At 55.1% G+C, this 26,198-nt stretch carries 22 protein-coding genes; 13 read left to right on the top strand and 9 right to left on the bottom strand.

Annotated elements, in window-relative coordinates; all coding sequences use genetic code 11:
• The first annotated feature begins 80 nt into the window (after positions 1 to 80).
• Together clpX and lon are read left to right on the top strand one after the other, a co-directional pair.
• Complete coding sequence (gene clpX / locus AC1RSM_RS06885) at positions 81 to 1,382, top strand: ATP-dependent Clp protease ATP-binding subunit ClpX (RefSeq protein ID WP_492930757.1); 1,302 nt, start codon at positions 81 to 83, stop codon at positions 1,380 to 1,382.
• A gap of 279 nt (positions 1,383 to 1,661) precedes the next feature.
• On the top strand, positions 1,662 to 4,127 hold the full coding sequence (gene lon, locus AC1RSM_RS06880; RefSeq protein WP_492930755.1) for an endopeptidase La: 2,466 nt from the start codon (positions 1,662 to 1,664) through the stop codon (positions 4,125 to 4,127).
• Positions 4,128 to 4,599: 472 nt separating this feature from the next.
• Here the strand turns inward: lon and lexA are convergent, their stop codons facing one another.
• The 3 genes from lexA to AC1RSM_RS06865 all read right to left on the bottom strand — a co-directional run bounded on the left by lexA (position 4,600) and on the right by AC1RSM_RS06865 (position 7,213).
• Positions 4,600 to 5,256 carry a transcriptional repressor LexA gene (gene lexA / locus AC1RSM_RS06875; RefSeq protein WP_492930753.1) on the bottom strand — a complete coding sequence of 219 codons (657 nt, stop codon included), beginning with the start codon at positions 5,254 to 5,256 and terminating at the stop codon, positions 4,600 to 4,602.
• A gap of 82 nt (positions 5,257 to 5,338) precedes the next feature.
• Positions 5,339 to 5,965, bottom strand: coding sequence for a GNAT family N-acetyltransferase (locus AC1RSM_RS06870; RefSeq protein ID WP_492930751.1), 627 nt, complete (start codon positions 5,963 to 5,965; stop codon positions 5,339 to 5,341).
• A gap of 45 nt (positions 5,966 to 6,010) precedes the next feature.
• Positions 6,011 to 7,213 (bottom strand): amino acid aminotransferase, encoded by a 1,203-nt coding sequence (locus tag AC1RSM_RS06865; protein ID WP_492930749.1) that lies wholly within the window; start codon positions 7,211 to 7,213, stop codon positions 6,011 to 6,013.
• A gap of 84 nt (positions 7,214 to 7,297) precedes the next feature.
• Between AC1RSM_RS06865 and uvrB the strand changes: the two genes are divergently transcribed.
• The 8 genes from uvrB (at position 7,298) to AC1RSM_RS06825 (ending at position 15,057) form a co-directional block, all read left to right on the top strand.
• A complete protein-coding gene (gene uvrB / locus AC1RSM_RS06860) occupies positions 7,298 to 9,319 on the top strand; it encodes an excinuclease ABC subunit UvrB (RefSeq protein WP_492930747.1) in 2,022 nt (673 codons plus the stop codon).
• A 414-nt stretch (positions 9,320 to 9,733) separates the two neighbouring features.
• A complete protein-coding gene (locus tag AC1RSM_RS06855) occupies positions 9,734 to 10,225 on the top strand; it encodes a low molecular weight protein-tyrosine-phosphatase (RefSeq protein WP_492931485.1) in 492 nt (163 codons plus the stop codon).
• Between the two features lie 141 nt (positions 10,226 to 10,366).
• Positions 10,367 to 10,843 (top strand): Fe-S cluster assembly transcriptional regulator IscR, encoded by a 477-nt coding sequence (iscR, locus tag AC1RSM_RS06850; protein WP_021446710.1) that lies wholly within the window; start codon positions 10,367 to 10,369, stop codon positions 10,841 to 10,843.
• Positions 10,844 to 10,873: 30 nt separating this feature from the next.
• Positions 10,874 to 12,067 carry an IscS subfamily cysteine desulfurase gene (locus AC1RSM_RS06845; RefSeq protein ID WP_492930744.1) on the top strand — a complete coding sequence of 398 codons (1,194 nt, stop codon included), beginning with the start codon at positions 10,874 to 10,876 and terminating at the stop codon, positions 12,065 to 12,067.
• Positions 12,064 to 12,468, top strand: coding sequence for an iron-sulfur cluster assembly scaffold protein (locus AC1RSM_RS06840; protein WP_492930742.1), 405 nt, complete (start codon positions 12,064 to 12,066; stop codon positions 12,466 to 12,468). Before AC1RSM_RS06845 ends, AC1RSM_RS06840 begins: the two co-directional genes overlap by 4 nt.
• Before the next feature lie 30 nt (positions 12,469 to 12,498).
• Positions 12,499 to 12,822 carry a HesB/IscA family protein gene (locus tag AC1RSM_RS06835; protein WP_492930740.1) on the top strand — a complete coding sequence of 108 codons (324 nt, stop codon included), beginning with the start codon at positions 12,499 to 12,501 and terminating at the stop codon, positions 12,820 to 12,822.
• Positions 12,823 to 12,828: 6 nt separating this feature from the next.
• Positions 12,829 to 13,707: a methylglyoxal synthase gene (locus AC1RSM_RS06830; protein ID WP_492930738.1), complete on the top strand. Its 879-nt coding sequence runs from the start codon at positions 12,829 to 12,831 to the stop codon at positions 13,705 to 13,707.
• Positions 13,708 to 14,034: 327 nt separating this feature from the next.
• Positions 14,035 to 15,057 (top strand): Bug family tripartite tricarboxylate transporter substrate binding protein, encoded by a 1,023-nt coding sequence (locus AC1RSM_RS06825; RefSeq protein ID WP_492930736.1) that lies wholly within the window; start codon positions 14,035 to 14,037, stop codon positions 15,055 to 15,057.
• Positions 15,058 to 15,211: 154 nt separating this feature from the next.
• Here AC1RSM_RS06825 and lysS read toward each other — a convergent pair whose 3' ends face one another.
• The 5 genes from lysS to infA all read right to left on the bottom strand — a co-directional run bounded on the left by lysS (position 15,212) and on the right by infA (position 20,793).
• On the bottom strand, positions 15,212 to 16,735 hold the full coding sequence (lysS, locus tag AC1RSM_RS06820) for a lysine--tRNA ligase (RefSeq protein ID WP_492930734.1): 1,524 nt from the start codon (positions 16,733 to 16,735) through the stop codon (positions 15,212 to 15,214).
• A gap of 11 nt (positions 16,736 to 16,746) precedes the next feature.
• Entirely contained in the window at positions 16,747 to 17,484 is a 738-nt protein-coding gene (locus AC1RSM_RS06815; RefSeq protein ID WP_492930732.1) for an SDR family NAD(P)-dependent oxidoreductase, read from the bottom strand.
• Between the two features lies 1 nt (position 17,485).
• A protein-coding gene (prfB, locus tag AC1RSM_RS06810) for a peptide chain release factor 2 (RefSeq protein ID WP_492930730.1) occupies positions 17,486 to 18,590 on the bottom strand; the annotation gives its coding sequence in 2 pieces (ribosomal slippage) (positions 17,486 to 18,508 and positions 18,510 to 18,590; 1,104 coding nt in all).
• Between the two features lie 112 nt (positions 18,591 to 18,702).
• On the bottom strand, positions 18,703 to 20,412 hold the full coding sequence (locus AC1RSM_RS06805; protein WP_492930728.1) for a methyl-accepting chemotaxis protein: 1,710 nt from the start codon (positions 20,410 to 20,412) through the stop codon (positions 18,703 to 18,705).
• Between the two features lie 111 nt (positions 20,413 to 20,523).
• A complete protein-coding gene (infA, locus tag AC1RSM_RS06800; RefSeq protein WP_492930726.1) occupies positions 20,524 to 20,793 on the bottom strand; it encodes a translation initiation factor IF-1 in 270 nt (89 codons plus the stop codon).
• A gap of 705 nt (positions 20,794 to 21,498) precedes the next feature.
• On the opposite strand from infA, the gene AC1RSM_RS06795 reads away from it, so the two are divergent.
• Both AC1RSM_RS06795 and AC1RSM_RS06790 read left to right on the top strand, forming a co-directional pair.
• Positions 21,499 to 22,404 carry a DMT family transporter gene (locus AC1RSM_RS06795; protein ID WP_492930724.1) on the top strand — a complete coding sequence of 302 codons (906 nt, stop codon included), beginning with the start codon at positions 21,499 to 21,501 and terminating at the stop codon, positions 22,402 to 22,404.
• A 122-nt stretch (positions 22,405 to 22,526) separates the two neighbouring features.
• Positions 22,527 to 23,831, top strand: a complete 1,305-nt coding sequence (locus AC1RSM_RS06790) for a methyl-accepting chemotaxis protein (RefSeq protein ID WP_492930722.1) — start codon at positions 22,527 to 22,529, stop codon at positions 23,829 to 23,831.
• 93 nt (positions 23,832 to 23,924) lie between these two features.
• Here AC1RSM_RS06790 and AC1RSM_RS06785 read toward each other — a convergent pair whose 3' ends face one another.
• Positions 23,925 to 24,860, bottom strand: a complete 936-nt coding sequence (locus AC1RSM_RS06785; RefSeq protein ID WP_492930720.1) for a bile acid:sodium symporter family protein — start codon at positions 24,858 to 24,860, stop codon at positions 23,925 to 23,927.
• Positions 24,861 to 25,215: 355 nt separating this feature from the next.
• Here AC1RSM_RS06785 and AC1RSM_RS06780 point away from each other — a divergent pair, with 355 nt between their 5' ends.
• The gene (locus tag AC1RSM_RS06780) at positions 25,216 to 26,139 is read left to right on the top strand and encodes a DMT family transporter (RefSeq protein ID WP_492930718.1); all 924 of its coding nucleotides are present in this window, start codon (positions 25,216 to 25,218) and stop codon (positions 26,137 to 26,139) included.
• Positions 26,140 to 26,198: the final 59 nt, after the last annotated feature.

Here is a 26,198-nt window from a genome sequence, read left to right as displayed (position 1 = left end):
CGATCTAAAGCAGTAATATGGCTGTTCTGGGGCGGGACTTGTTCCCGTCCTTTTACCATCCTGAAGTGAAATTTAAATTTATGTCCGAAAAGAAATCGGCCGACGAGAAAGTTCTGCATTGCTCGTTTTGCAATAAAAGCCAGCACGAGGTCAAGAAACTGATCGCTGGACCTTCGTCCGTGTTCATTTGCGACGAATGTATTGATCTGTGTACCGATATCATTCGTGACGAAGCAGCGGGCGCCACTCCTGATGGTGAACGTAAAGAACTGCCCACCCCCCAGGAAATCAAAGAGTTTCTGGACGGGTATGTCATTGGCCAGGAAATGCCTAAGCGCACCTTGGCGGTGGCGGTGTACAACCACTACAAACGAATTCGTAGCGGCAAAGCAGGCCGTGACGATGTGGAACTGTCCAAAAGTAATATCTTGCTGATCGGACCTACGGGCTCGGGCAAGACGCTGCTGGCTCAAACTTTGGCCCGCATGTTGGATGTACCTTTTGTGATGGCCGACGCGACCACTCTGACCGAAGCCGGTTACGTGGGTGAGGACGTTGAGAACATCGTTCAAAAACTGCTGCAAAATTGCGATTACGATGTGGAAAAAGCGCAGCGCGCCATCATCTACATTGATGAAATCGACAAAATTTCCCGTAAATCGGATAACCCTTCCATCACCCGTGACGTATCGGGCGAGGGCGTGCAACAAGCGCTGCTCAAACTGATTGAAGGCACAGTGGCTTCGGTTCCCCCGCAAGGCGGCCGTAAACACCCCAACCAGGACTTTGTGCAGGTGGATACCACCAGCATTCTGTTTATCGTAGGGGGTGCCTTTGATGGTCTGGAGAAGGTGATCCGAGATCGTACCGAGAAATCCGGTATTGGTTTTTCTGCCTCGGTCAAAGCTAAGTCCGAGCGTGGCGTGGGCGAGCTGTTCTCCGAAGCAGAGCCAGAGGATTTGATCAAATTTGGTCTTATCCCTGAACTTGTCGGTCGTCTGCCTGTAGTCGCTACGCTGGAAGAGCTGCACGAAGATGCTTTGATCCGTATCTTGACCGAACCGCGCAACGCGCTGGTCAAACAGTTCCAAAAGCTGCTCAGCATGGAAGGCGTGGATCTGGAAGTTCAGCCTGAAGCCTTGCGTGCCGTTGCTCAGCGTGCCATCAAGCGTCGTACCGGCGCCCGTGGTTTGCGTAGCATTGTCGAGCAAGCCTTGCTGGATACCATGTACGAACTGCCTTCTCGCAAAGATGTCAGCAAGGTTGTTCTGACCGAGGACGCTGTGATCGGAAAGAGTAAACCCGAATTGATTTTGGGTCGCCCTTTGTCCGATAGTGAGGCTAGTGACACTGAGTCGCCCTTGAAAAACGCAGTAGCTTAGAAAGATTGATTTTGTCTGTGTTTTGTCTGGCTTGTGGCTGGGCGAAGCACAGATAAGACAGGGCGACAGGCGATGGAAAAAAGAGAGGAGTCCAGCATTGGTGGCGACTTATAGGCGTACAAGCTTGTCTCTCTTTAACTCTGTAAAGTTCTGTCCTTATATTGGTCCGGCCTACTTGAAATATCAAAATTCGCCACAATCTGAGCTACAACAGGTTAAACCGTGAAAGGGAAGCCCAGGCTTCCCTTTTGCGTCTAAGGACATTTATAGGAAATGACTATGTCTGCGAGCCAGATTCTTTCTACGGAACCTATTGAGCTGCCGCTGCTCCCTTTGCGCGATGTAGTGGTGTTCCCTCACATGGTGATTCCGCTTTTTGTCGGTCGGCCTCGCTCTATTAAAGCCCTTGAGCTGGCCATGGAGTCCGGCAACAACATCATGCTGGTGGCCCAAAAGTCCGCGGGCAAGGACGATCCTGCTCCAGAGGATCTCTACGAAATTGCGTGTGCGGCCAGTATTTTGCAAATGCTCAAGTTGCCCGATGGCACCGTCAAGGTGTTGGTGGAAGGCTTGCAGCGTGCACGAATCCAGCAAGTTCAAGATGCCGAGACCCACTTCATGGCCTCGGTAGTGGAAGTGCCCGGCGATGCCGGTGATGCAGCTGAAACTGAAGCCCTGCGTCGCGCAGTGCTGGGTCAGTTCGAACAGTACGTCAAACTGAATAAAAAGATTCCTCAGGAAATTCTGACCTCCCTGACGGGCATCGATGATGCTGGCCGTCTGGCGGATACGATTGCGGCCCATTTGCCGCTGAAGTTGGAACAAAAGCAGGGCATGCTGGAAACGCCTAATGCGCTGCAACGCCTGGAAGGCTTGCTGTCCCAGCTGGAAGGCGAGATCGACATCTTGCAGGTCGAAAAGCGTATTCGCGGCCGCGTCAAAAAGCAGATGGAAAAGAGCCAGCGTGACTACTACCTGAACGAGCAGGTCAAAGCGATTCAGAAAGAGTTGGGCGAAGGCGAAGACGGTGCTGATGTTGAAGAGCTGGAAAAACGCATCGAGCAGGCCCAACTGAGCAAAGAAGCGCTCAAGAAAGCCGAATCCGAAATGAAAAAGCTCAAGCTGATGTCCCCGATGTCGGCCGAAGCGACTGTGGTGCGCAACTACATTGAGACCTTGGTGGGTCTGCCTTGGCGCAAAAAGAGCCGTATCAATAACTCCTTGAGCAATGCCGAGGAAGTATTGGATGCGGATCACTTTGGTCTGGAGAAGGTCAAAGAGCGCATTGTGGAATACCTGGCTGTGCAGCAGCGCGTTGACAAGCTCAAGGCCCCAATCTTGTGCTTGGTTGGCCCTCCAGGCGTGGGTAAAACCTCGCTGGGTCAATCCATTGCCAAGGCCACGAACCGCAAGTTCATTCGCATGGCGTTGGGCGGGGTGCGTGACGAGGCCGAGATTCGTGGTCACCGTCGTACCTACATTGGCTCCATGCCCGGTAAAGTGGTTCAGAACATGAGCAAAGTGGGTGTACGTAACCCCTTGTTCCTGCTGGACGAGATCGACAAGATGGGTGCGGATTTCCGTGGTGATCCATCCTCGGCGCTGTTGGAGGTTCTGGACCCCGAACAAAACCATACCTTCCAGGATCACTACCTGGAAGTGGACTACGACTTGTCCGATGTGATGTTCGTGGCTACTAGCAACACCTTGAACATTCCTCCGGCTCTGTTGGACCGTATGGAAGTGATTCGTCTGTCTGGCTACACCGAAGACGAAAAAGTGCGTATCGCTTTCGATTACCTCTTGCCCAAGCTGATGAAGAACAACGGCGTGCGCGATGGTGAGCTGGAAGTGACAGAAGACGCGGTGCGCGACATCGTGCGTTACTACACTCGCGAAGCAGGTGTGCGTTCGTTGGAACGTGAAATCAGCAAAATCTGCCGCAAGGTAGTGCGCAAGCTGCTCGTGGCTAACCCGCAAGCAGGTACACGTGCTGCTCGTAACAAGACGCTCACTCAAGAGACTCTGGTCGTCAATGCAGAGAATCTGAATGATTACCTGGGCGTGCGTCGTTTCTCCTTCGGTCTGGCCGAAAAAGAGAACAAGATTGGACAAGTTACGGGCCTGGCCTGGACTGAAGTGGGTGGCGAATTGCTGACCATTGAAGTGGCTGACATGCCCGGTAAAGGCAATGTGCTGCGTACTGGTTCGATTGGCGACGTGATGAAAGAGTCGGTTGAAGCTGCTCGAACAGTCGTACGTTCGCGTGCCCAGAAATGGGGTATTGCCAATACCGTGTTTGAGAAGCGTGACTTGCATGTGCACTTTCCTGAAGGCGCTACGCCCAAGGATGGTCCATCGGCGGGTATCGCTATCACCACGGCTATTGTGTCTAGCTTGACGGGTATTCCGGTTCGTGCGGACGTTGCCATGACGGGTGAAATCACCTTGCGTGGTGAAGTTCTGCCTATCGGTGGTTTGAAAGAGAAGCTGCTGGCTGCTCAGCGCGGTGGTATCAAAACCGTGATGATTCCAGAGGAAAACGTCAAAGACTTGGCCGATATTCCAGATAACGTGAAAAACACGCTGGAGATCATCCCGGTGCGTTGGATTGATCGTGTACTGGAAGTGGCCTTGCAAGACGCGGTAACGCCTCTGAGTGACGAGGAAGTAGCGCGTCTGGCCGCTGAGGCCTTGGCAGCTAATCGTGCGGCAGCGCAGGGCTCTGAGTCCTTTAAGCACTAAGCCATAAGTAGTACAGGGAGTATCTTCCCGCAAACAGGCCACCTTGTTTTCAAGGTGGCCTGTTTGTTTTCTGCGAAGGTAATTGGATGGCGGTGTCAGACTGATGTTTTGGTACTTCGCAGTCGCATGGTTGTGGGTGTGGCAAGCAATTAGGTCTGGCCCTACAATTTTGCCTGCAACAGCAACAGCAACAGCAACAGCAACAGCAACAGCAACAGCAACAGCAACAGCAACAGCAACAGCAACAGCAACAGCCAGAACATCTACAACCGCCACAACAGCGAAGGTAGCAGAAGACGCACAGTCTCTATCATCACTGCAATAGCTCAGCTAGCGAGTTGTGTTTTCTGGAGCCCACAGTAACCGCGACGAATATATCTGCAAGTTGACTGTCGACAGCGACAATCCCAAGCCATTAAAAAACCCCATAGACCAGTGGTGTATGGGGTTTTCTTCGCCTGTGGCCAGTTGCTTAATGCAAGGGGCTGGTACGAATCAGGCCAACTGCAATACCTTCCAGAGCCAGGGAGTCTGGGTCGGTCACAATGATGGGTTCAAAGTCGGGGTTCTCGGGCAAGAGTACAACTTGATTGCTGGAACGTGAAAGACGCTTGACGGTGACATCATCGCCAATACGGACCACCACAATCTGGCCGTTACGGGCTTCCGTTGCTTTTTTAACGGCCAACAAGTCGCCGTCAAAAATACCCGCGTCTTTCATGCTCAGTCCACGTACGCGGAGCAGGTAGTCTGGGGTCTGGGCGAATAGGGTAGGGGCTACGCCGATTTCGCGCTCGATGTGCTCGGTGGCCAGGATGGGGCTACCCGCAGCAACCCGTCCAATAATAGGCAGCAACAAGGCATCGGCCAGATTGGCCAGCATCGCGCTAGGGGCAGCGGCTTCGCGGGGTTCAGTGCCCAGCAAGCGTATGCCTCGCGAGGCACCCGCGGTCAGTTCAATAGCGCCTTTACGGGCCAGAGCTTTTAAATGATCTTCGGCTGCATTGGCGGATTTGAAGCCCAGCACCTGAGCAATTTCTGCGCGGGTGGGCGGAAAACCCGTCCGTTCAATTTCAGAACGGATGATGTCCAGCACTTGTTGTTGGCGTGCAGTGAGCTTGACGGTCATAGTATTGTCTGCTGAATATATATACAGTAAAGATTGTGCGTTACAGTTTGCGTTTTGGCAAGCGGCACAGGCCTTCAAGGCCTCATTTTTGAACTCTTGAGCCCTGCTGATTGGCGGTGGGCCAATTGTCGCGGTCCATTGTGTACAGCACATGGGGGACGAGCTTATGGCCAGCGGGTACTCCAGGATGGTCGAAGGTGCCGGGCTGAGCCTGCATGCCCAGACGCTGCATGACCGTCTGAGATGGCAGATTTAACTGAGCCGTATAGGCCACGATCTGCTGCAGATCTAATTTAGTAAAGCCAAAGTCTAGGCAGGCTTTAGCCGCCTCGGTGGCATAGCCTTTGCCCCAAAACTCGGGCAGCAAACGCCAAAGGACTTCTACGCAGGGCTGAAAGTGCAAGTCTGCAGTGGGACGGTTCAAGCCGACCATGCCTATAAACTGGCCGCTTTCCTTTAGTTCTACTGCCCAGGGCCCCCAGCCGTGTTCCTCAATCAGTCGCTGGCAGCGCTGGGCTAGCGCGTCACTGTCTGCACGACTCAGGGTTGCAGGGTAGTAGCGCAAGGTATCGGAATCGCCATTCAGTTCGGAAAAGGGTTCCAGGTCACTGGGCTTCCAGGGACGCAAGTTCAGGCGCTCAGTAGTCAGGGAGATAGGTTCGGTCATGGTGTCGGGATAGGTGCAGGGCAGCAAGAGCTGGAACGACAACGCCCTTCCGAAGAAGGGCGTCGTTCTTACTAACTGCCAATTAGCTTACTTCAATACTTGAGCGATGGCTTTGGCCACAACATCAATATTTTGGCTGTTCAGCGCAGCTACGCAGATACGGCCGCTGCTGACGGCGTAAATACCGTGCTCTTGACGCAGACGCTCCACCTGGGCGGCGGTAAGGCCGGAGTAGGAGAACATACCGCGCTGTTGCAGCACGAAATCAAAGTCTTGTTCTACGCCATGCTCTTTGAGTTTGGCAACCAGCTGACCACGCATCTCGCGGATGCGGTCACGCATGCCGGCAAGTTCAGTCGCCCAGGTTTGGAACAGTTCGGGCGAGTTCAGCACAGTAGCCACGACCTTGCCGCCGTGTGTGGGCGGGTTGGAGTAGTTGGTGCGAATCACGCGTTTAACCTGGCTAAGCACACGGGAGGTTTCGTCTTTGCTGGAAGTGACCAGGGTCAGGGCACCCACACGCTCACCGTACAGCGAGAACGATTTGGAAAACGAGGAGCTGATGAACATGGACAGGCCAAGCTTGGCGAACAAGCGAACCACGCTGGCGTCTTCTTCCAGACCGTCACCAAAGCCTTGGTAGGCGATGTCCAGGAAAGGAACCAGTTGGCGCTCTTTGATCAGTTCAGCGATCTGGGTCCATTGCTCGGCGCTGGGATCAACGCCGGTGGGGTTGTGGCAGCAAGCATGCAGAACCACGATGGACTGAGCAGGCATGGCGCGCAGCGAGGCCAGCATGCCGTCGAAATTCAGGCCATGGGTGGCGGCATCGTAGTAAGCGTAGGTATTGACCTTGAAGCCGGCGCGTTCAAACAGGGCGCGGTGGTTTTCCCAGCTTGGGTCGCTGATGTAGACCTGCGACTGGGGCAATAGTTGCTGCAGGAAGTCGGCGCCGATCTTCAGTGCACCGGTACCGCCCAGAGACTGCACGGTCAGGGCACGGCCTTCGGCGATGATAGGGGAGTCTGCGCCCAGCAAAAGGGTTTGTGCACCCAGGTTGTAGGTGTTGATCCCTTCAATGGGCAGGTAGCTGCGGGCAGCCGCTGTGGCCATCATGGCTTCTTCCGCTTTCTGGACAGCCTGCAAAATCGGGATACGCCCTTGATCGTCGTAATAAACACCGACTCCCAGATTAACTTTGCCGCTGCGTTCATCGGCATTGTATTGTTCGTTCAAACCCAAGATGGGGTCGCGTGGAGCCAGTTCGACGGTTTCGAAGAGCGATGTCATGATGATATGGGGGCGTTAGTGCAGAAAGGTAGTAAAACAAAGCATTAATGGGATAATACGGGCTTACCCTAAAGCGTGTCTAGCATGAAATTTGAGCCTGCCTTTCAAGAGTTTCCGGGGAGTTCCTTCAAACTTTTCCAACCTTATTTGCCAGCGGGCGACCAGCCAGCGGCGATTGAGCAGTTGGTTGAGGGGATCGATGACGGCTTGATGTACCAGACCCTGCTGGGGGTGACGGGCTCGGGCAAGACCTACACGATGGCCAACATCATCGCTCGTACCGGGCGTCCGGCGATCGTGCTGGCCCCCAATAAAACCTTGGCTGCCCAGTTGTACGCTGAGATGCGCGAGTTCTTTCCACGCAACGCCGTGGAGTACTTCGTCTCCTACTACGACTACTACCAGCCCGAAGCCTATGTGCCGTCGCGCGATCTGTTTATTGAGAAGGACTCGTCCATCAATGAACATATTGAGCAGATGCGCCTGTCGGCGACGAAAAGCCTGCTGGAGCGGCCTGACACCATTATTGTGGGTACGGTGTCCTGCATCTACGGTATTGGTAACCCGGGTGACTACCACGCGATGGTGCTTACCCTGCGCAAAGGTGACCGGATCGCCAGGCAGGAATTGCTGGCGCGGTTGGTGGCCATGCAGTACGAGCGTAACGATCTGGATTTTCAGCGCGGGGTGTTTCGTGCTCGTGGGGAAGTGGTCGATATCTTCCCGGCGGAAAACGCGGAGCTGGCCTTACGCGTCAGCCTGTTTGACGACGAGATTGAAGAGCTGGAGCTGTTCGATCCCCTGACCGGCAAAGTGGTGCAAAAGCTAAATCGCTTTACCGTATTCCCTAGCTCGCACTACGTGACGCCACGCGAAACGGTTTTGCGCGCCATCGAAACCATCAAGCTGGAACTGCGCGAGCGCCTGGACTTTTTAGTTAAGGACGGGCAGTTGGTTGAAGCGCAGCGTCTGGAGCAACGGACTCGATTTGACTTGGAAATGCTGCAGGAGCTGGGTTTTTGCAAAGGCATTGAGAACTACTCGCGGCACTTGTCAGGGGCAGCCCCCGGCGATCCGCCTCCTACCCTAATTGACTATCTGCCGCGCAATGCCCTGATGTTCATTGACGAAAGCCACGTCACCATCGGGCAGCTAAGCGCCATGTATCGTGGTGACCGTTCGCGTAAAGAGACCCTGGTGCAATTTGGTTTCCGTTTGCCCTCGGCAATGGATAACCGGCCTCTCAAACTGGAAGAGTTCGAGAGGCGTATGCCGCAGACGGTATTTGTCTCTGCCACTCCTTCCAACTACGAGCAGGAACATGCGGATAATGTGGTGGAGCAGGTGGTGCGCCCCACTGGCTTGGTGGACCCGCTCATCGAAGTTCGCCCCGCGACCACGCAGGTAGATGATCTGCTGGGTGAAATCAAGCTGCGCACTGCTCAGCAGGATCGCGTGCTGGTAACGACCTTGACCAAGCGCATGTCTGAAGACTTGACCGACTATCTGTCAGAGCACGGGGTGCGTGTGCGCTATCTGCACTCCGATATTGATACGGTGGAGCGGGCTGAAATTATTCGCGATCTGCGTTTGGGCGTATTTGATGTGTTGGTCGGGATTAACTTGCTGCGCGAAGGTCTGGACTTGCCTGAAGTCTCCCTGGTGGCCATTTTGGATGCAGACAAAGAGGGTTTTCTGCGCTCCGAACGTAGCCTGATCCAAACCATAGGCCGGGCAGCGCGGAACTTGAATGGGAAGGCCATTCTCTATGCGGACAGAATGACGGACTCCATGCATAGGGCGATCTCGGAAACCGAACGTCGTCGCAACAAGCAAATTGCCTTTAACGAAGAGCACGGCATTACGCCACGCGGCGTCAACAAAGCGGTTCGTGAATTGATTGATGGCGTGGTGTCGTCAGACCCGACCGCGAGCTTGCGTGAAGAAGTGCCAGAAGCCTTGATCAAAGATGAAAAGGCGGCGGCGCGCGAAATCAAGCGTCTGGAAAAAGAGATGATGGATCATGCGCGCAACCTGGAATTCGAGCAGGCCGCCGCTGCCAGAGACAAGTTGCAGCGCTTGAAGGCCAAGTTGCTACTGGGTTGATCCTGGCTTGATGAGACAGGATCGCAATACCCGGTGCTGATGCAGCAGGAGCAGGGTGGTCTGGAGTTCAAAAGAAGCGCTTTACCTGGAAAAATGGGGTGCTTTCTTTTATGGTGATGCTTGTGGTGTATTTGCAACTATTTGCGCATGTAAGCCTAAAAAGTTAGTGCTTGCGCTACCGGCTTTCATTGCGTGGGTGTATTGCTTGATTTATCTCATCACGAGAATGGCGGGTATCCGCTAAGCAAAGGGTGCCGCGCCTTTTATTTGTTACAAGCTTCAAACGCTCGGATTTTACGCTGCCTCAAGCTTCACAAAGTGGCCTGATTTAGCGCCAGAAAACCTTGTTTTGCGGCTGCTTTCCACCCCCATTCTGTCTTGCCTTATTTGGGGTTTTCCCGCAGACTTTGACGCATTATGAGTAAGGTTCTGTTTGTCTGTACAGGGAATATTTGCCGCTCTCCCAGCGCCGAAGGTGTCTTGCGCCAACTGGTGGATCAAGCCAGCTTGTCGGAGGATATTTTGGTGGACTCCGCCGCCACACATGGCTTTCATGTGGGCGAGCATCCTGACACACGCGCACAGATAGCCGCTCGTAAGCGCGGCTATGACATCTCTACTTATCAGGCCCGGCAGGTTCAGCGCGATGATTTTCGCGACTTTGACCTTATTTTGAGCATGGACTGGGAAAATCACGCTGCCTTGCAGCAAATGTGTCCTCCCTTGTATCGCCATAAGCTCATGCTGCTGATGCGCTTTGCCACTGACTTTGAGGCGGCTACCGTGCCCGATCCCTATTACGGGGGGCAGGATGGCTTTAATAAGGTCATGGACTATATCGAGGATGCCTGCAAGGGTGTATTCGAGCTGGTTCGCAAACGTGTGCCTAATTATCGCGCCGCCTGAGCAGGGCGATAAACACTTCAGTATAAGTGTAAAATCACGCCCTCAAGCACGGTAGTTTCCCCCGTATTTGCTATACTGGACCAAATTGGTCGGATTTGCTTTTGCAATCCGGCCGCTTTCGCCTTTGGCAAGGAAACTATCATGCGTTTGACGACAAAAGGGCGTTTCGCCGTAACCGCGATGATCGATCTTGCGCTGCGCCAGCAAAGTGGACCGGTGACGCTCGCAGGCATCAGCCAGCGACAGGGTATCTCGCTCTCTTATCTTGAACAGTTATTTGGCAAGCTGCGCCGCCATGAGCTGGTCGATAGTGTGCGTGGGCCCGGGGGTGGCTATACGCTTGCGCGTTTGGCCCGTCACATTACCGTTGCTGACATTGTGTTTGCGGTTGATGAGCCTGTCGATGCGACCCAATGCGGTGGCAAAGGCAATTGCAAGCAGGGCACAAATGGGCAAAAAGGTGAGTGCATGACTCACGAGCTTTGGGCAACGCTTAGTCGTAAAATGGTGGATTACCTGGATTCTGTCTCGTTACAGGACTTGGTGGATCAACAGCGTTTGCGTCAGCTCAAGCTGGCCGCTCAGGAAGCCGGTCAGCCAGAAGAATGTACTTTGTAGGTGGCCCTTGCCCCTGACCCGGAGTTTTGTATGAATCGCCCTCAGCGTATCTATATGGATTATGCCGCCACCACGCCGGTTGACTCGCGTGTGGCCGACAGCATGATCCCCTGGTTAACGGAACGATTTGGCAATCCAGCCTCCAACACCCACCCTTACGGATGGGATGCTGAAGAGGCGGTGGATCAGGCGCGTCGCCAAGTGGCTACGCTGATCGGTGCCGAGCCACGCGAGATTGTCTGGACTTCCGGTGCCACTGAAGCGATCAACCTGGCTTTGAAGGGCGCTGCGCAGTTTTATCAGTCCAAAGGCCGCCATATTATTACCGTCCGTACCGAACATAAAGCGGTGCTGGATACCTGTTCGGCCTTGCTGGACGAAGGTTTTGAAGTCACCTTTCTAGATGTCTTGCCCAGCGGACTGCTTGATCTGGACGCTTTTAAGCAAGCCATCCGTCCTGACACCATTCTGGCTTCAGTCATGCTGGTCAATAACGAAATTGGCGTGATTCAGGATGTCCAGGCTCTCGGTGCTATTTGCCGCGAACACAAGGTCCTGTTCCATGTGGATGCCGCCCAGGCCACGGGCAAGGTGGCAATCAATCTACAGGAATGGCCTGTGGACTTGATGTCCATGTCCGCTCACAAGACTTATGGCCCCAAGGGAATTGGTGCTTTGTATGTGCGCCGCAAGCCGGCTGTGCGTTTGAAGGCGCAGATTCACGGCGGTGGTCACGAACGTGGCTTCCGATCTGGGACGCTGGCAACCCATCAAATTGTGGGTATGGGCCTGGCGTTTGAGTTAGCTGGCCAGGAAATGCAAGCGGACACGCAGCGGATTACGGCGTTGCGGGATCGCCTTTGGGCCGGTTTGAAGCAGATCCCGGATCTTTATCTAAATGGCACACTGGATCAGCGTGTTCCTCATAACCTGAATATCAGCGTTGATCACATCGAAGGCGAAGCCTTGATGATGGCCTTGACGGATTTGGCTGTGTCCAGCGGTTCGGCCTGTACGTCGGCCAGCCTGGAGCCTTCCTATGTGCTCAGGGCACTGGGGCGCAGTGACCAGTTGGCTCACAGCTCTTTGCGCTTGAGTCTGGGGCGTTTCACCACAGAGCAGGATATTGATGACACGATCGCCGCCATTGGTCGTGTGGTTGAACAATTGCGGGCTATTTCTCCTTTGTGGAGCGAGTCCGGTTCGGAGCAGTTCGCGCAATGATATATAGTGACGCTGTCATGGATCATTTCCTGCACCCGCGTCATGTGGGTGTCATGAACAGCAGCGATGCTGATGTGGGTACCGGCGTGGCAGGCAGCCACGAAACAGGCGCCTTGATCCGCATTCAGTTGAGCGTGTCGGAACAGGGGCTGATCCAGGACAGCTGTTTTAAAGCGTATGGCTGTGGCTGTACGATTGCTGCCGCCTCTTATGCCACGCAGTGGCTGCAAGGCCGCAGCCTGGAGCAGGCAGCCGAGTTTTCCTCTGCCGATGTTCAGCAGGCACTGCAATTGCCGCCCGTTAAAGTGCATTGCGCCTTGCTGGCCCAAGAGGCTGTAGCAGCTGCTATTGCCTCGATACTGAACAAAGGCCTTATTCAGTTGTCTAAGCCTGAAGGCTGAACTCCTTAGATTTCTAAAAAGGAAAAGATTATGTCTATTTCTCTTACTCAGCCCGCCGCAGAACATATCCAGCGTCATTTGCAAAAACGCGGGGGCGGTTTGGGGCTACGTTTAGGTGTGCGTCTGACCGGTTGCTCGGGTCTGGCCTATAAGCTGGATTTTGTTGATGAGCCTGTGGAAGGCGATCAACTGTTTGAAGAGCACGGCGTTAAACTGTTTGTTGATCCCAAGAGCCTGCCCTTTATTGATGGCACGCGCCTGGATTACGGCCGTGACGGCCTCAATGAAGGTTTCAAGTTCATCAATCCAAACGAGAAAGCCTCCTGCGGGTGTGGCGAATCGTTTACCGTGTAGGAACCCATGTCATTACGTTTCGGTTTGGCGGCCAATCAATTGCACCATGATTCGGCAGATGCGGCTTTGTTTCAGTGGTTGCGGCGCTCAGCCAGCGGTATTCGCGAATTGGAAATTGAGCTCTACACAGTAGGACGTACCTGTAACGCGATTGAGCGTTCCGGCCTGCTGGAAGGGTATGGCGGCCTGGTTCGCTACCCTTATGGTCGTGATGGCGGCTTGATGAAGCTGGTGGCGCGGGTAACGCAATACCCGGATGGTACGCCTCCTTTTGATGGCGCCATTTATCTGATCGACCCGGTTGATCCTTCCTCCATCTTCCCTGAAGCCTTGGCACTGAAGCGCCAATGCATCACGCACGGTCGTCCCTTCATTTCTACACTGATGGGCGCGATTGAGTGGATTGAAGTCGAGCGCGTCAGCCGTGGCCTGTGGCCCGATTCCAGTTGCAAACGTATTTTTGACTTCCCCAACCAGACCTTGGCCATGATTGCGCACGATGCACTCAAGGACAAGATGATCGAGTTTGCCGACAAGCATTTTGATCTGTTGTCCCGCTTTGGGCAGCGTGTGGGAACGGGAACCACCAGTACTTTGCTGAACCAGCTGGCCTGGTCCAAGGGCTGGCCTAAAGATACGCCCTGGATTCAGTCTTACCTAAGCGGCCCATTAGGTGGCGACGCGCAGATTGCGGAGCTGGTGCTGGAAAACCGTTGTCAGCGTGTGATCTTCTTTGAAGACCCGCACGTAGCTCGTCAGCACGAAGCCGACATCCAGTTGCTGGAGCGCGCTGTACGTGTGGTGGCTGACAAGGCATCGTGCTTCTCGTCGCCAGAGGTGGCCCACAAGTGGGCGCAAGCCGTGATTCGTTTGCCGGTGGATTGATTGCACTGGATGGGCACAAGGTAAGGGTCCAGCGGGCACGAAAGAATCAGGATAAGCCCGCAAGATCGAAGCAGTGGAATTTAACTAACAGGCATGAGGCAGCAGAACTAAGTCAGCTCAGTCGCACTAGCCGCCTAGGTGCCGTAAGTTGTAATCGCCTTGTTGTGCAGGCAATAAAAAGGACGCTTTAAAGCGTCCTTTTTTCTTTTCAGCATGACTGCCGTCTGGCAATTCTGAGGGCTAGGGCAGGGGCCTTCAAGGTCTACTTGAATAGTGAGCAAGTGTTCACTAGACTGCGGATCATGGGTTTGTATGTCGCTATAGGAGGTGGGCTTGAATCGTCGCATGCTTCTGAAAGCCACTGGCGCGGGAGTTCTTACCCGGCTTGGTGGCGCTGCTTCATCAATTAGCGCCGCGTTTGCTGCGGCTCCGGCACTTGCACAGCCGGTTGATGCCTTTCCGTCGGGGCCAGTGCGCATCGTTGTTCCGGTTAATCCGGGTGGCAATGCTGACCGGATAGCGCGGATGCTCGGACAAAGCCTTACCGAGTTGTGGCAGCAAACCGTAATTGTGGACAATGTGCCAGGTGCCCACACCAGCCTTGGCGTCAACCGAGTAGTTCGCGCGGCACCGACAGGTCACACCCTGCTATCTAGCGGTGATCAGCTAGCAATCAATGCGGCGCTCGGGCGCAAGCTACCTTACCGCGAGACCGATGTGCGCGGTGTAACCCGCACTATCGTTAATTCGCAGGTGCTGGTAGTACGTCCGGGTCTAGGCATTACTCGCTTTGACGAATACCTTGCATTGCTTAAGCGGCGTCCGGGCGAGGTCTCTGCGGCGCTGCCGATCGGCCACGGCAGCATCTATCATCTTGCCGTCGAGTTGCTTAATCAGCGTTTGGGCACGAGCACCAATAATATTCCCTATGCAGGCGGGGCACCGGCTGTGCTGGACATACTGGGCGGGCATGTGGATGGCGCGCTCATCGATATCTCGGCGGCGACTCAGAACGTGCAGAGCCGTGAGCTTGTGCCTCTAGCGGTCACATCGCCACAGCGCTCTAAGGTTCTGCCAGATGTTCCGACCTTTCAGGAGCTGGGTGTACCGGACTTTGTAATTGAGAGCTGGCAGGGGATCTTTGTTCCCCGTGCTACCCCGGATGATGTGGTGGCTCGCCTTAATCGCGATATTACGGGTGTGCTGCGTTCACGTGAGTTCGCTGCGCCTCTGGAGGAGCTGGGCTTTGTCATCGCGCCGGGCTCAGCAGAGTCACTTGATCAGATCGTGGCGCGTGACATCGCCTTGTTTCGCGAAGTGGCAGCGCTTGCCGGCATCACACCTGAGTGAGTTGCTGCTATAGCTTGGGGCTTGATTCGGTAGTGACGCGCGTGATGCGGTGAGGTGGGGCTGATCTCGCCCATGCAGGAGGTCTGCATAGGGATGAATAGCTAGGCCAAAAAAGGCGCGGACAATGCCGCGCCTTTTTCGTTCTGGATCGCGATTAGTCTTCGCGGCGCAGATGAGGGAACAGAATCACGTCGCGAATAGCAGGGCTATCGGTCAGCAACATCACCAGGCGGTCGATACCAATCCCGCAGCCGCCTGTAGGAGGCATGCCGTATTCCAGAGCGCGGATGTAATCAGCGTCGTAGAACATGGCTTCTTCGTCGCCTGCATCCTTGGCTTGAACCTGAGCCTGGAAGCGGGCAGCCTGGTCTTCGGGGTCGTTCAACTCCGAGAAGCCGTTCGCAATTTCGCGTCCGGTAATGAACAGTTCGAAGCGCTCAGTAATACCGTCCTGAGTGTCTGAAGCGCGCGCCAATGGGGACACTTCTACCGGGTAGTCAATGATGAAAGTCGGGTGCCACAACTGGGCTTCCGCGGTCTCTTCAAACAGGGCCAGTTGCAAAGCGCCCAGGCCAGCATCACGCAGCGGGGGAGCGTTTACGTCCACTTTCTTGCGGGCCAGTTCGGTGCGCAGGAAAGCGATGTCTTGCAGTTGCTCCAGCGTGTAGGAAGGGGCGTACTTCAAGATAGCGCCGGTAATCGTCAGACGATCAAACGGCAAGCTCAGATCCAGTTCGCGTTCCTGGTACTGCAAAGTGGCGGTACCACGAGCGCTGATCGCGGCTTCACGAATCAGGTTCTCGGTGAAATCCATCAGCCACTGGTAGTCCGTGTAGGCTGCGTAGAACTCCATCATGGTGAATTCAGGGTTGTGACGCGGGCTGACACCTTCGTTACGGAAATTGCGGTTGATTTCGAACACGCGCTCGAAGCCACCCACGATCAAACGCTTCAGATACAGCTCAGGAGCAATACGCAGGTACATTTCCATGTCCAGCGCATTGTGATGAGTCACGAAAGGTTTAGCCGATGCGCCACCCGGAATAGGGTGCAGCATGGGGGTTTCCACTTCCAGAAAGTCGGCCTGGGCCATGTGCTGGCGCAGGCTGCTCATGACTTTGCTGCGCGCCAGGAAGGTCTGGCGGGTGTCTTCGCCCATGATCAGGTCAACATAGCGTTGACGGTATTTCAATTCCTGGTCAGCCAGACCGTGGAATTTATCTGGCAGGGGGCGCAGGGATTTGGCCAGCAAGCGCACGCCGCTGGCGTGTACTGACAGCTCCCCTTTATTGGTCTTGAAGACCGTGCCTTCCACGGCCAGGATATCGCCAATGTCCAGGCCCTTGAATTCCGCATAGCTTTCTTCGCCCAGAGCCGCTTTGTCCAGATAGATCTGGATACGGCCCGACGCGTCTTGCAGTGTGGCGAAACTAGCTTTACCCATGACGCGTTTGAGCATCATGCGGCCAGCGACTTTCACCGTCTTGGCAGTTTGGGCCAGAGCATCTTTGTCTTGCTCGCCGTACTGGCTGTGCAGCTCGGCGGCATGCGCATCAGGGCGGAAATCGTTCGGGTAGGCGATACCGTTTTCGCGTACGCGGTCCAGTTTGGAACGGCGCTCGGCGATCAGGCGGTTTTCGTCTACGACGGGTGCGGAAGTGTCTAGCGGTTCAGTCATTGTTTCGGTACTTATTCGTAGTGGCGGATGTCATCCAGGATGTGCTGGCCAAAAGCTGGGCTGTCGAGATGGCGCAAAATCCGCTCGGCGGTCTCTTCTGGGCTACTTAGCTGACCCTGCTGATGCAGATCAATAAAGCGGCTCAGGTTCGGAAACTGGTCGCGATTGTGGCTACGGATATGGCTTTGCATATCGGTATCCACCACGCCAGGGGCCAAGGAGCAGACTGCCAGTTCGGGGTTTTCCAGCTTCAGGGTTTGCGTATAAAAGTCCAGTGCGGCTTTGCTGGACCCATACACCGCCCAGCCAGATACGGGGTTGCGGCCTGCACCCGAGGAGATATTGAGCACCTGTCGCTGGGCATCCTGAGGGGCGCCTTGTAAAAAGGCGGCGGTCAGGCTCATGACACTGGCAAGGTTCAATTGCAGCGCCTGTGTAATGGCCTGGGCATCGAGCAGGTGGCTGGCCTGCCCAACGGGATCAACGGTGCCGGCATTGTTAATGAGCACATAGCGTTGAGCCTGGGACTGGCTGAGCAAGGCCTGAAGAGCCTTGGCAGCCTGTTGTGCGCCTTCCGCGCTGGCCAGATCCACTTGCAGGTGCTGATGAGACCCTTGTGGGGCATCCAGTTGCAGTTGGCTGCGGGACAGGGTGATTAACTGATGGCCTGCTGCCAGTGCCTGACGTGCCAGGGCCAGGCCCAGGCCGCGCGAGGCACCGCTTAGAACGGTCAGCGTGGAAGCGTGCATATTAGATACCTTGTTTCAGGCTGGCCTGAATAAAGGGGTCCAGATCGCCATCCAGGACTTTTTGCGTATTGGACATTTCCAGATTGGTACGCAAGTCCTTGATGCGGCTTTGGTCCAGAACGTAGGAGCGGATCTGGTGACCCCAACCTACATCGCTCTTGGAGTCTTCCAGTTTTTGCTGCGCGGCCATGCGGTTGCGCATTTCCAGCTCGTACAGGCGCGACTTCAGCATCTGCATGGCTTCGGCACGGTTACGGTGCTGCGAGCGATCGTTCTGGCACTGCACCACAATACCGCTGGGCTCGTGGGTAATACGAACGGCCGAGTCGGTTTTGTTAATGTGCTGACCACCGGCACCACTGGCGCGGTAGGTGTCGATACGCAGATCGGCCGGATTGACTTCAACCTCAAAGGAGTCGTCAATTTCCGGGTACACAAATACACTGGTAAACGAGGTGTGGCGACCGTTGGAGGAGTCAAAGGGGCTCTTGCGAACCAGGCGGTGTACGCCGGTTTCGGTACGCAGAAAACCGTAGGCGTAATCGCCTTCAATTTTGATCGACGCCGATTTGATACCGGCGACATCCCCATCGGACTGTTCCAGAATCTCAGCCTTGAAGCCTTTGTGCTCGGCATAGCGCACATACATGCGCAGCAGCATGGAAGCCCAGTCCTGGGCCTCGGTACCACCCGCGCCAGCCTGAATATCCATAAAGCAATTCAGGGGGTCGGCAGGGTTGGAGAACATGCGGCGAAACTCCAGCTCTTCAATGCGGCTGGCCATGGCGGCACAATCTTCTTCGATGGCGGCGATGGTGTCATCGTCATCGTCCATCGCGGCCAGCTCAAACAGGTCCTGCGAATCTTTCAGGCCCGTGTGCAAGGCGTCCAGCACGTGCACCACATTTTCCAGGCTCTTCTTTTCGCGGCCCAGATCTTGAGCGTGCTGTGGGTTATCCCAGACGTTGGGATCTTCTAGTTCGGCATTGACTACGTGCAAACGATGAGCTTTTTCATCGTAGTCAAAGATACCTCCGTAGTGCATTTTCCCGCTCCGAATAATCGGCCAGGCGGGCTTCCAGTTGATTAAGTCGTTCCGATTCCATGATTTAACGGCTTTCCTATGTTTGAGGTGCCAGTCTGCGCCACTCAATTGTGGGGCGCGCGGCAAACTTCCGATTTTACCCTTATCGGCGGCCTATGGCACGTATTGGCATATCAGGAACTGGACATTGGGCAGGCCTGTGGGCGGTAGGCTGCGCCAGATCGCTCAATGCCCCGTCCTGATGCAGTGGGCCGGGCAGGTTTTGGGGTATCGGAAATGACATTATCCAGGCTGAAGTGAGCCACTACCTGAGCCAGTACCGTAGCCTGTTCCAGCTGCTCTTGGGCTGTTCTGGCGCTGTGCTCGACCCTTTGGCGGTTGGCCTGACCTTGCTGGTCCAGGCGCGTCATGACCTGGTTCACGGATTCGATATGGGTGGCCTGGTCTTGAGAGGCTTGAGCGATATGAGCCACAATGCCGCGCATTTCATGGACCTTGTGTTGTGTACTTACCATAACCTGCGCCATGCTGCGGGCAGCGGCCGAGCTTTGCTCGGTTTGTTCAACGGAACTGGAGATCAGCGTGGCGATCTGATGCAAGGCATCTGTAGAGCGCAGGGCCAGATTGCGTACCTCAGCGGCGACCACCGCAAAACCATGGCCGTGTACGCCAGCTCGGGCAGCCTCGACGGCCGCATTCAAGGCCAGGATATTGGTCTGGAAAGCAATGCTGCGGATCAGCTTGGTGATCTCGCTCATTTTGTGCGAGCTGTCGGCAATAGCGTTGATGGTATCAAGCAGGCGGCGAGAAGCCTGACTGCCTTGCTCTACCTGGCTGGAGGTGTCTTGCGCCAGTTGGTCGGCGGTTTGGGCCTGTTGGGCATTCTGTCGCACCGTGTCAGCTAACTGAGTCATGGTTTTGACCGTGTGATTCAGTTCGGTGGATTGCTCTTGAATCTGTTCACTCAGGCTCTGACTGCTCAGCACAATGTCCTGCGAGCCGTCACGGATCAAGCGGGTTTGTTCACGGATTTGATGCACCACCGTTTGTACACCCTGACCAATGCCGTTCAGAGCAGTCAGCAAGGTGCCAAATTCATCGTGACGACGTACAACAAGCTGGGCATTAAGTCTGCCTTGGGCCAATTCTTTGGCAAGATTCGCGCCTTGATCCAAAGGTTGTTTGATGGACTGATAAAGCAGGCGCAAAGCCAAGGTGCTGGCGATGAAAAACAAGGCCAGAGCCGCCAGGGCCAAACCGAAAGCGTGATCACTGCTGCGGCCAGCCTGTTTTAGCGAGTTGTCCAGGCGTTCGCCGAACTGATGCTCGAATTGATCCAGAGTGGAGGTGATCTGGGAGGAGGCTTGGGTGTATTGCTGGCTGAACACCAGCACTTTGGCCATCAAGGCGTTGGGCAAGGCAATGCGAATGGCGCCGTTACCTTCTTCAAATTGGCCGCTGGCGGTTTGGATGGCTTCAGATTGGATTTGGGCCAGTTCCAGCGTTTGCTCGTAGGCTGAACGCAGCAAGTCTTGCTCGGCGGGTTCCAGCTCCAGACCGTTAAAGCGCTCCAGCATGGCTTGGGCTACGCCGTCCTGATCAGCTTGTGTACCGGTGAAGATAGCCAGAAGGTGGCGGAAATGATCCTGAAATTCGACTTGTTCGCTGGAAACGAAGGCGATGGCCTGGCGGCTGATCGATTCACTGATGCGTTTGAAGTCTTTGCTGAGCGCGGTCGTTTGATGGCGCTGCGCTTCCAGGTGTTTGCGTTGTTCTAAGCTGTTGCTCAAGTGCTGCAAAGCAATGAGCATCAGAATTAAAAACAGGCTCAGAACCGCAAAATAGGCAATAAAGCCTGTTTTAAGCGTGAGTAATTTCTTCAAGGCGACTCCCACAAAGAGTGGGGTGCGCCCGAGCGCTGTTGGCTCCTACCGCACCCCTGTCATGCGGGCCTATCTTTGCATCTAATTGTGACAGGGGTGTGGCGATATGTCTTAGCGGCGCTGGGGGCTGCGACGAGGAGCAGAGGGTGCGCCAATGCGTTTGGGCAAGTGGCGGAAAATAATGCGGCCTTTGCTCAAATCGTAAGGCGACATTTCCAGGGTGACACTATCACCAGCCAGGATGCGGATGTGGTGCTTGCGCATCTTGCCGCCTGTGTAGGCAATGACGGCATGACCGTTCTCCAGCGTGACACGAAAGCGCGAGTCAGGCAGGATTTCGGTAACGGAACCTTGCATTTCAAGTAGCTCTTCTTTGGCCATAGATCGGGACTCCTTTAAAAATAATAATTCCCGTCTGGCCCAGCAGGGCGGGACGGGGCAGGGCATAGCAGCAAGGGCGGACAGACAAACCGGACAAGCGGCGTCATGAGTCCAGCTTGCACTAGGCCCGTGAAAATCGAGGTGAAGCGGGTTCTGTCAGGAGCGGCTTGTTCCAGACAGGGCTGGGTTGATTAAATTGAAAACGGGCCCGTCGTTCGTACAGGGGTCTACGTGGAGCAAGCACACCGTGCGTCTGCGTACATGGACTAGGGGCAAAAACACCAATACCTGTCAAGTGCATGGACTCATACCGCGGCAGATGGGGAAGACCCATGCCGGTAAAAGAGATGGTCGTGGTGCCAAGCAATGCACTTGGGGCGCTTGATTCGGTCAAGCCTTATTCCCAAAAGTGGGGGTGTTTCAAGGTCGGTTTACCCTGGATAGCTGCGTCAGGTGTTGTTAAAGCCAGACGAGCGTGGATGGGATGGGCCAATGAATTCAATTAGCGCCATGACGGGACAATTGTATGATTATAAATAATATTTATGGATTGGTCAAAGATTGACCAGTTCAAGCATCAATAAACCACAGAGCAAAGCCATAGAGGGCGGGGCGATCTTGCCTATATACTAAGGCCAATCGTAACGGCGCACATTGACCTGATGAAGGATCACCTGCGCCGTTGCTGTTTTTTAGGACAAGCTTGTGAGCAATCAGAAACTGACCCCCGGCACAACAGCCTTGCTGGTTTTGCCAACCATTCTGTGGGCAAGTAATGCCATTGTGGGGCGCTTGATCCATGATCAGGTGCCTCCCATCACGCTGAATTTTTTCCGTTGGCTGGTGGCCTTTACGATTTTGCTGTTTGTCGGTCGTCAGGTACTGCGGCGTGGCAGCAATCTGTGGACGAATTGGAAACGCTATTCGATCCTGGGCTTGCTGGGCATAGGAATCTATAACGCCTTGCAGTATCTGGCCCTGCAAAGCTCCTCTCCCATTAACGTCACGCTGGTCAATGCCAGCCTGCCGTTCTGGATGCTGGTGATTGGGCGCTTGTTCTTCAAATCAACGGTGAACGGGCGTCAGTTGGTCGGGGGCCTGATGTCTTTGTTGGGCGTGGTTCTGGTCTTGACGCGGGCTGACTGGAACGAGCTGATCGCTTTCAGCTTTGTACCGGGCGACGTCTATATGGTGATCGCCACCATTGCTTGGGCGGTCTACAGCTGGATGCTCAGTACCCGTCGCCATGAAGGGGCGATTGCAGAAACCTGGGCCACTGTCGTGATGGCGCAAGTGTTCTTTGGTGTGATCTGGTCTGGTTCTTTTGCGGCGATGGAGTGGCAATTCACCGATTGGCATATCGACTGGAGCTGGGGGCTGGTGCTGGCTATTCTGTATGTGGGTACTGGCCCAGCTTTGGTCGCGTTGCGATGCTGGGGGGTTGCGGTCCAGCGAGTGGGGGCGGCCACTGCCGGTTTCTTCGTCAATCTGATGCCGGTATTTGCGGCCCTGATGTCGGTCTTTATTTTGGGCGATACCCCCAAGCTCTACCACGGTGCCGCCTTTTTGCTGATTGTGGGCGGTATTTTCGTTTCGTCACGTAAAAGCTGATAACACGCCACTTGTGGGTGCCGTGCGACACCCTGGATGCAAATTGTTCGGCAGGCGCCTGTTTCCTTGAAGACGGCGCTACACTGCCGCTTACTGTCTGAATTGCATCCAAAAGAAACAAAATGGCTTTATCTATTACGCGCTTATTCAAGGCCCGAACCGGGGTTTCCGCAGGGCCGCAGTCCGGACCTTTTGCGCAGTCGGTGTGGGGCACCATGTTGGCAGCTGAATTCAGCGCTCAAGGACAAATTCAGGCTTGTAGCCCTTTGCTGTGTCAGCTATTGGGTATCGAACCCACTGATCTGGCGGGCATGAGTTTTAGCCAGATCTTCAAGGGCGAGGGTCAGGCCTCCCATCAATGGGGGCAGTGGAGTAGTCAGCACGGTGGTAGCGCCCGCTTATCGGTAAGCGATAGCGAGGGACGGGACCATTGGTTACAGGCCACATTTTCCCCTTTGGTGCGACGTGCCGGCGGTGAGCGAATTCTGATGCTGGCGACGGACGTCAGTTCCGAGGCGGGGACAGAAAGCAAACGAGCCAGTGTCTTGACGGCAATTGAACGCTCCACCGCCATGATCGAGTTTGATTTGAACGGTAAAGTTCTGAATGCCAATTCAAACTTCCTGACCGTGATGGGCTACACGCTGGATCAGGTCTTAGGTCAGCACCACGCCAAATTTTGCTTTCCGGAGCAGCTTAACTCTGCCGAGTATCAACAATTGTGGCGCACCTTGAACCTGGGCCACTTTGTGTCGGACCAGTTTCGCCGCCGTACGCGCGATGGTCGCCAAGTCTGGCTGCGAGCCAGTTATAACCCCCTCTACGATGCCCAAGGCTGCTTATATGGTGTGGTGAAGTTCGCCACGGATGTTACCGCTCAAGTTGAGCGTAATCACGCAGAGTCACGGGCAGCGCAGTTGGCAATGGATATTGCCCAAGATACGGATGCTGGCGCACATGAGGGCGAAACCACCATGCAGGATACGCTGGGTGCCGTGCGGGGGATTGAGCAGCATTTAGAGCAGGCGGGGCAGGAGATTGATGCCTTAAATGAGCAGTCTGCCAAGATTGGCGCAATGGTGCATTCAATTCAAGGCATTGCGTTTCAAACCAATATTCTGGCCTTGAATGCCGCTATTGAAGCCGCCAGGGCAGGGACGCAGGGCAAGGGCTTTGCCGTGGTGGCCTCTGAAGTACGTAGTCTGGCCGGGCGCACGCACCAGTTCACGGTGGATATCGCTGCTTTGATGCAGCAAAACCAGCAACTGGCTCAGCGTGCGGCCACTCAGATGCAAGGCAGTCTGGGCTATGTCAGCAATAGTCTGGCATTAAGTGAAACGGCAGGTGGTTTGATGACGCGCATTCGAGAGGATGCCCGTCGTGTCGTCAAGGCCATCAGCCAGTTCAAGGACGGCACATCGGCTTGATATCTGGATGTGTCTGGAAATAAAAAGGGGCGCCCGATAGAGCGCCCCTTTCTTTTGCGGGCTCAGGGTCAAACCCGCAGGAATGACAAGGGTTTACTGTTTGTCATCGCCCATGCGACGAAAGATAGTCGCGACCAAAGGACCGGAAATATTGTGCCAGACGCTGAAAATAGCGCTGGGCACTGCGGCCAGTGGCGAGAAGTGTGCGCTGGCCAAGGCCACGCCTAAACCAGAGTTTTGCATGCCCACTTCAATGGCCAGGGTTTTACGTTGGGCCAGCGGCATGCCGGTCAGGCGAGCCAGGACGTAGCCCAAGAGGTAGCCAAGCATATTGTGCAGAACCACGACCGTGAACACCAACAGGCCGCTGGTGGCGATCTTGGCTTGGTTGCCTGCGACAACGGCGGCCACAATAGCTACGATGGCGACAACGGAAATTATGGGCAGAGCAGCAACACCGGCTTTAACCTTTTCACCCAGCAAAGATTGCACAATAATGCCCAACGCGATGGGCAAAATGACGACCTGGACAATGGACCAGAACATGGCGGATGCACTGACCTCCAGCCATTGGCTGGCCAGGAAGTAAATCAGGGCAGGCGTCACGATGGGGGCCAGCAAGGTGGTTACCGAAGTAATGGCCACTGACAGGGCCAGATCGCCACGGGCCAGAAAGGTCATGACGTTGGAGGAGGTCCCGCCTGGGCAGCAGCCCACCAGGATCACCCCAATGGCCAGTTCCGGTGGCAGGGAAAAGGCGTAAGTCAGCAGCCAGGCCAAACCGGGCATGATGATGAACTGACCCAGCACACCAACGGCCACGCGGCCAGGGCGCACAAACACTTCGGCAAAGTCCTGGCGCGACAAAGTCAGCCCCATGCCGAACATGATGATGCCCAGCAAAGGCACAATATAAGCGCCCAACCAGCGATAGTGGTCAGGAAAGTAGTAAGCCAGAACGGCAAACAGTAGAACCCAGATGGCAAAGGTATTGCCAACAAAACGGCTCAGGCGGGCGATAGCCTGCATGATGAAATATCCTTCAAGGAGCACGGCTGGCCGGTAGGCCCGCGCGGTGCGGATTAGTCTGTTGTAGGGGGGAGCTATCAGTGTCGGACCGGGCGTGATGGGACCGTCAATCGCAGACCTGCTTAAGGGCTGGCGACACAGCTTTCCGGTGGGGTGGGATAAAGCGCAGGCATGACACGGCAAAACTGTAGACAGATCTGGGTAAGGTCCGGGGTACAGGCTGTGATGAGCGGTAAGGGCACAGGGCGGCCCTGCTTTTTTATCCTGGAAGGCCGAGCTCGGGCGTATTGTAGACCCTGGCCTCCATGGTATTTTGATTAGTTGCCTTGCAAATGTGTGTATTAGGAGATCGTGGGTGAATACAGCGGGATCACGTCTGGCAGCCTATGCCTGTTTGGCTCTGTCCATGACTTTAGTGGGAAGTTATATCGCCTTGACGCGGCCTTTGGTGGCCGCTTTGCCGGTGTTTTTGTTGGCTTGGCTGCGTTTTGGCATTGGTGCCGTGGCCATGTTGCGCTGGTTGCGCAAACCCGCCACGGAACCTGCGCTGGATCTACGCACTCGCGGTTTGATTTTTCTGGAATCATTTTTAGGGAATTTCCTGTTCACCCTGTGCATGGTGACCGGCATCAGCATGACCAGTGCCGTATCGGCCGGGGTGATTTTGTCTGCCATCCCCGGGATGGTGGCCTTGCTCAGCTGGTATTTCCTGAAAGAAAGCATAGGTCCGCGTACCTGGGCTTCGTTGGCGCTGGGGGTCGCAGGTATTGCCCTGCTGGCCCTGGTACAGGCCGATGATCATGGAGTGGAGCAACTGGACCCGTCCAAAATATGGCTGGGTAATGCACTGATCTTTTGTGCCGTGCTGTGTGAGTCTGCCTATGCGGTCATTGGCAAGCGACTGACGGCGGTGATGAGTCCCAAACGTATCAGCGCAATTATCAACCTGTGCAGCCTGGTCCTGATTACCCCCCTGGGCCTGTATGCGGCCTGGGGCTTTGACTTTACGGCGCCCGCGGGTTGGATCTGGCCTTTACTTCTGTTTTACTCCCTGGCGGCCAGTGTCTGGACAGTGTGGCTGTGGATGACAGGCGTGAGCTCTGTACCGGCCTCGCAAGCGGCTGTTTTCATGGTGTTGATGCCTTTGGGTACGGCGGCGGTGGGGGTGCTGGTCTTGGGGGAAAGCTTTACCACCATGCATGTGTATGCTTTTGCCCTGGCTTTAGCCGGTTTGGTGCTGGCGACTTTGCCAACTCGGCCTGGCGCTAAAAAGTCCTGAGGAGTCGTAAAAAAACCCGCTGCAAACACAGCGGGTTCTTTAGTCAGAACCGGTACTGC

The organism is Alcaligenes sp. GW821-FHT11D07, assembly GCF_058808495.1.
This window is presented reverse-complemented; position numbering and strand designations above follow the sequence as displayed.

Bases quoted from the DNA above. Each gene is read 5' to 3' on its own strand.
- uvrB (WP_492930747.1), top strand. From the start codon at position 7,298: ATGAAATTTGAGCCTGCCTTTCAAGAGTTTCCGGGGAGTTCCTTCAAA.
- iscR (WP_021446710.1), top strand. From the start codon at position 10,367: ATGCGTTTGACGACAAAAGGGCGTTTCGCCGTAACCGCGATGATCGAT.
- AC1RSM_RS06815 (WP_492930732.1), bottom strand. From the start codon at position 17,484: ATGCACGCTTCCACGCTGACCGTTCTAAGCGGTGCCTCGCGCGGCCTG.
- AC1RSM_RS06785 (WP_492930720.1), bottom strand. From the start codon at position 24,860: ATGCAGGCTATCGCCCGCCTGAGCCGTTTTGTTGGCAATACCTTTGCC.
- AC1RSM_RS06840 (WP_492930742.1), top strand. From the start codon at position 12,064: ATGATATATAGTGACGCTGTCATGGATCATTTCCTGCACCCGCGTCAT.
- AC1RSM_RS06835 (WP_492930740.1), top strand. From the start codon at position 12,499: ATGTCTATTTCTCTTACTCAGCCCGCCGCAGAACATATCCAGCGTCAT.
- clpX (WP_492930757.1), top strand. From the start codon at position 81: ATGTCCGAAAAGAAATCGGCCGACGAGAAAGTTCTGCATTGCTCGTTT.
- AC1RSM_RS06830 (WP_492930738.1), top strand. From the start codon at position 12,829: ATGTCATTACGTTTCGGTTTGGCGGCCAATCAATTGCACCATGATTCG.
- AC1RSM_RS06865 (WP_492930749.1), bottom strand. From the start codon at position 7,213: ATGACATCGCTCTTCGAAACCGTCGAACTGGCTCCACGCGACCCCATC.
- lysS (WP_492930734.1), bottom strand. From the start codon at position 16,735: ATGACTGAACCGCTAGACACTTCCGCACCCGTCGTAGACGAAAACCGC.
- AC1RSM_RS06790 (WP_492930722.1), top strand. From the start codon at position 22,527: ATGGCTTTATCTATTACGCGCTTATTCAAGGCCCGAACCGGGGTTTCC.
- AC1RSM_RS06845 (WP_492930744.1), top strand. From the start codon at position 10,874: ATGAATCGCCCTCAGCGTATCTATATGGATTATGCCGCCACCACGCCG.
- lon (WP_492930755.1), top strand. From the start codon at position 1,662: ATGTCTGCGAGCCAGATTCTTTCTACGGAACCTATTGAGCTGCCGCTG.
- lexA (WP_492930753.1), bottom strand. From the start codon at position 5,256: ATGACCGTCAAGCTCACTGCACGCCAACAACAAGTGCTGGACATCATC.
- infA (WP_492930726.1), bottom strand. From the start codon at position 20,793: ATGGCCAAAGAAGAGCTACTTGAAATGCAAGGTTCCGTTACCGAAATC.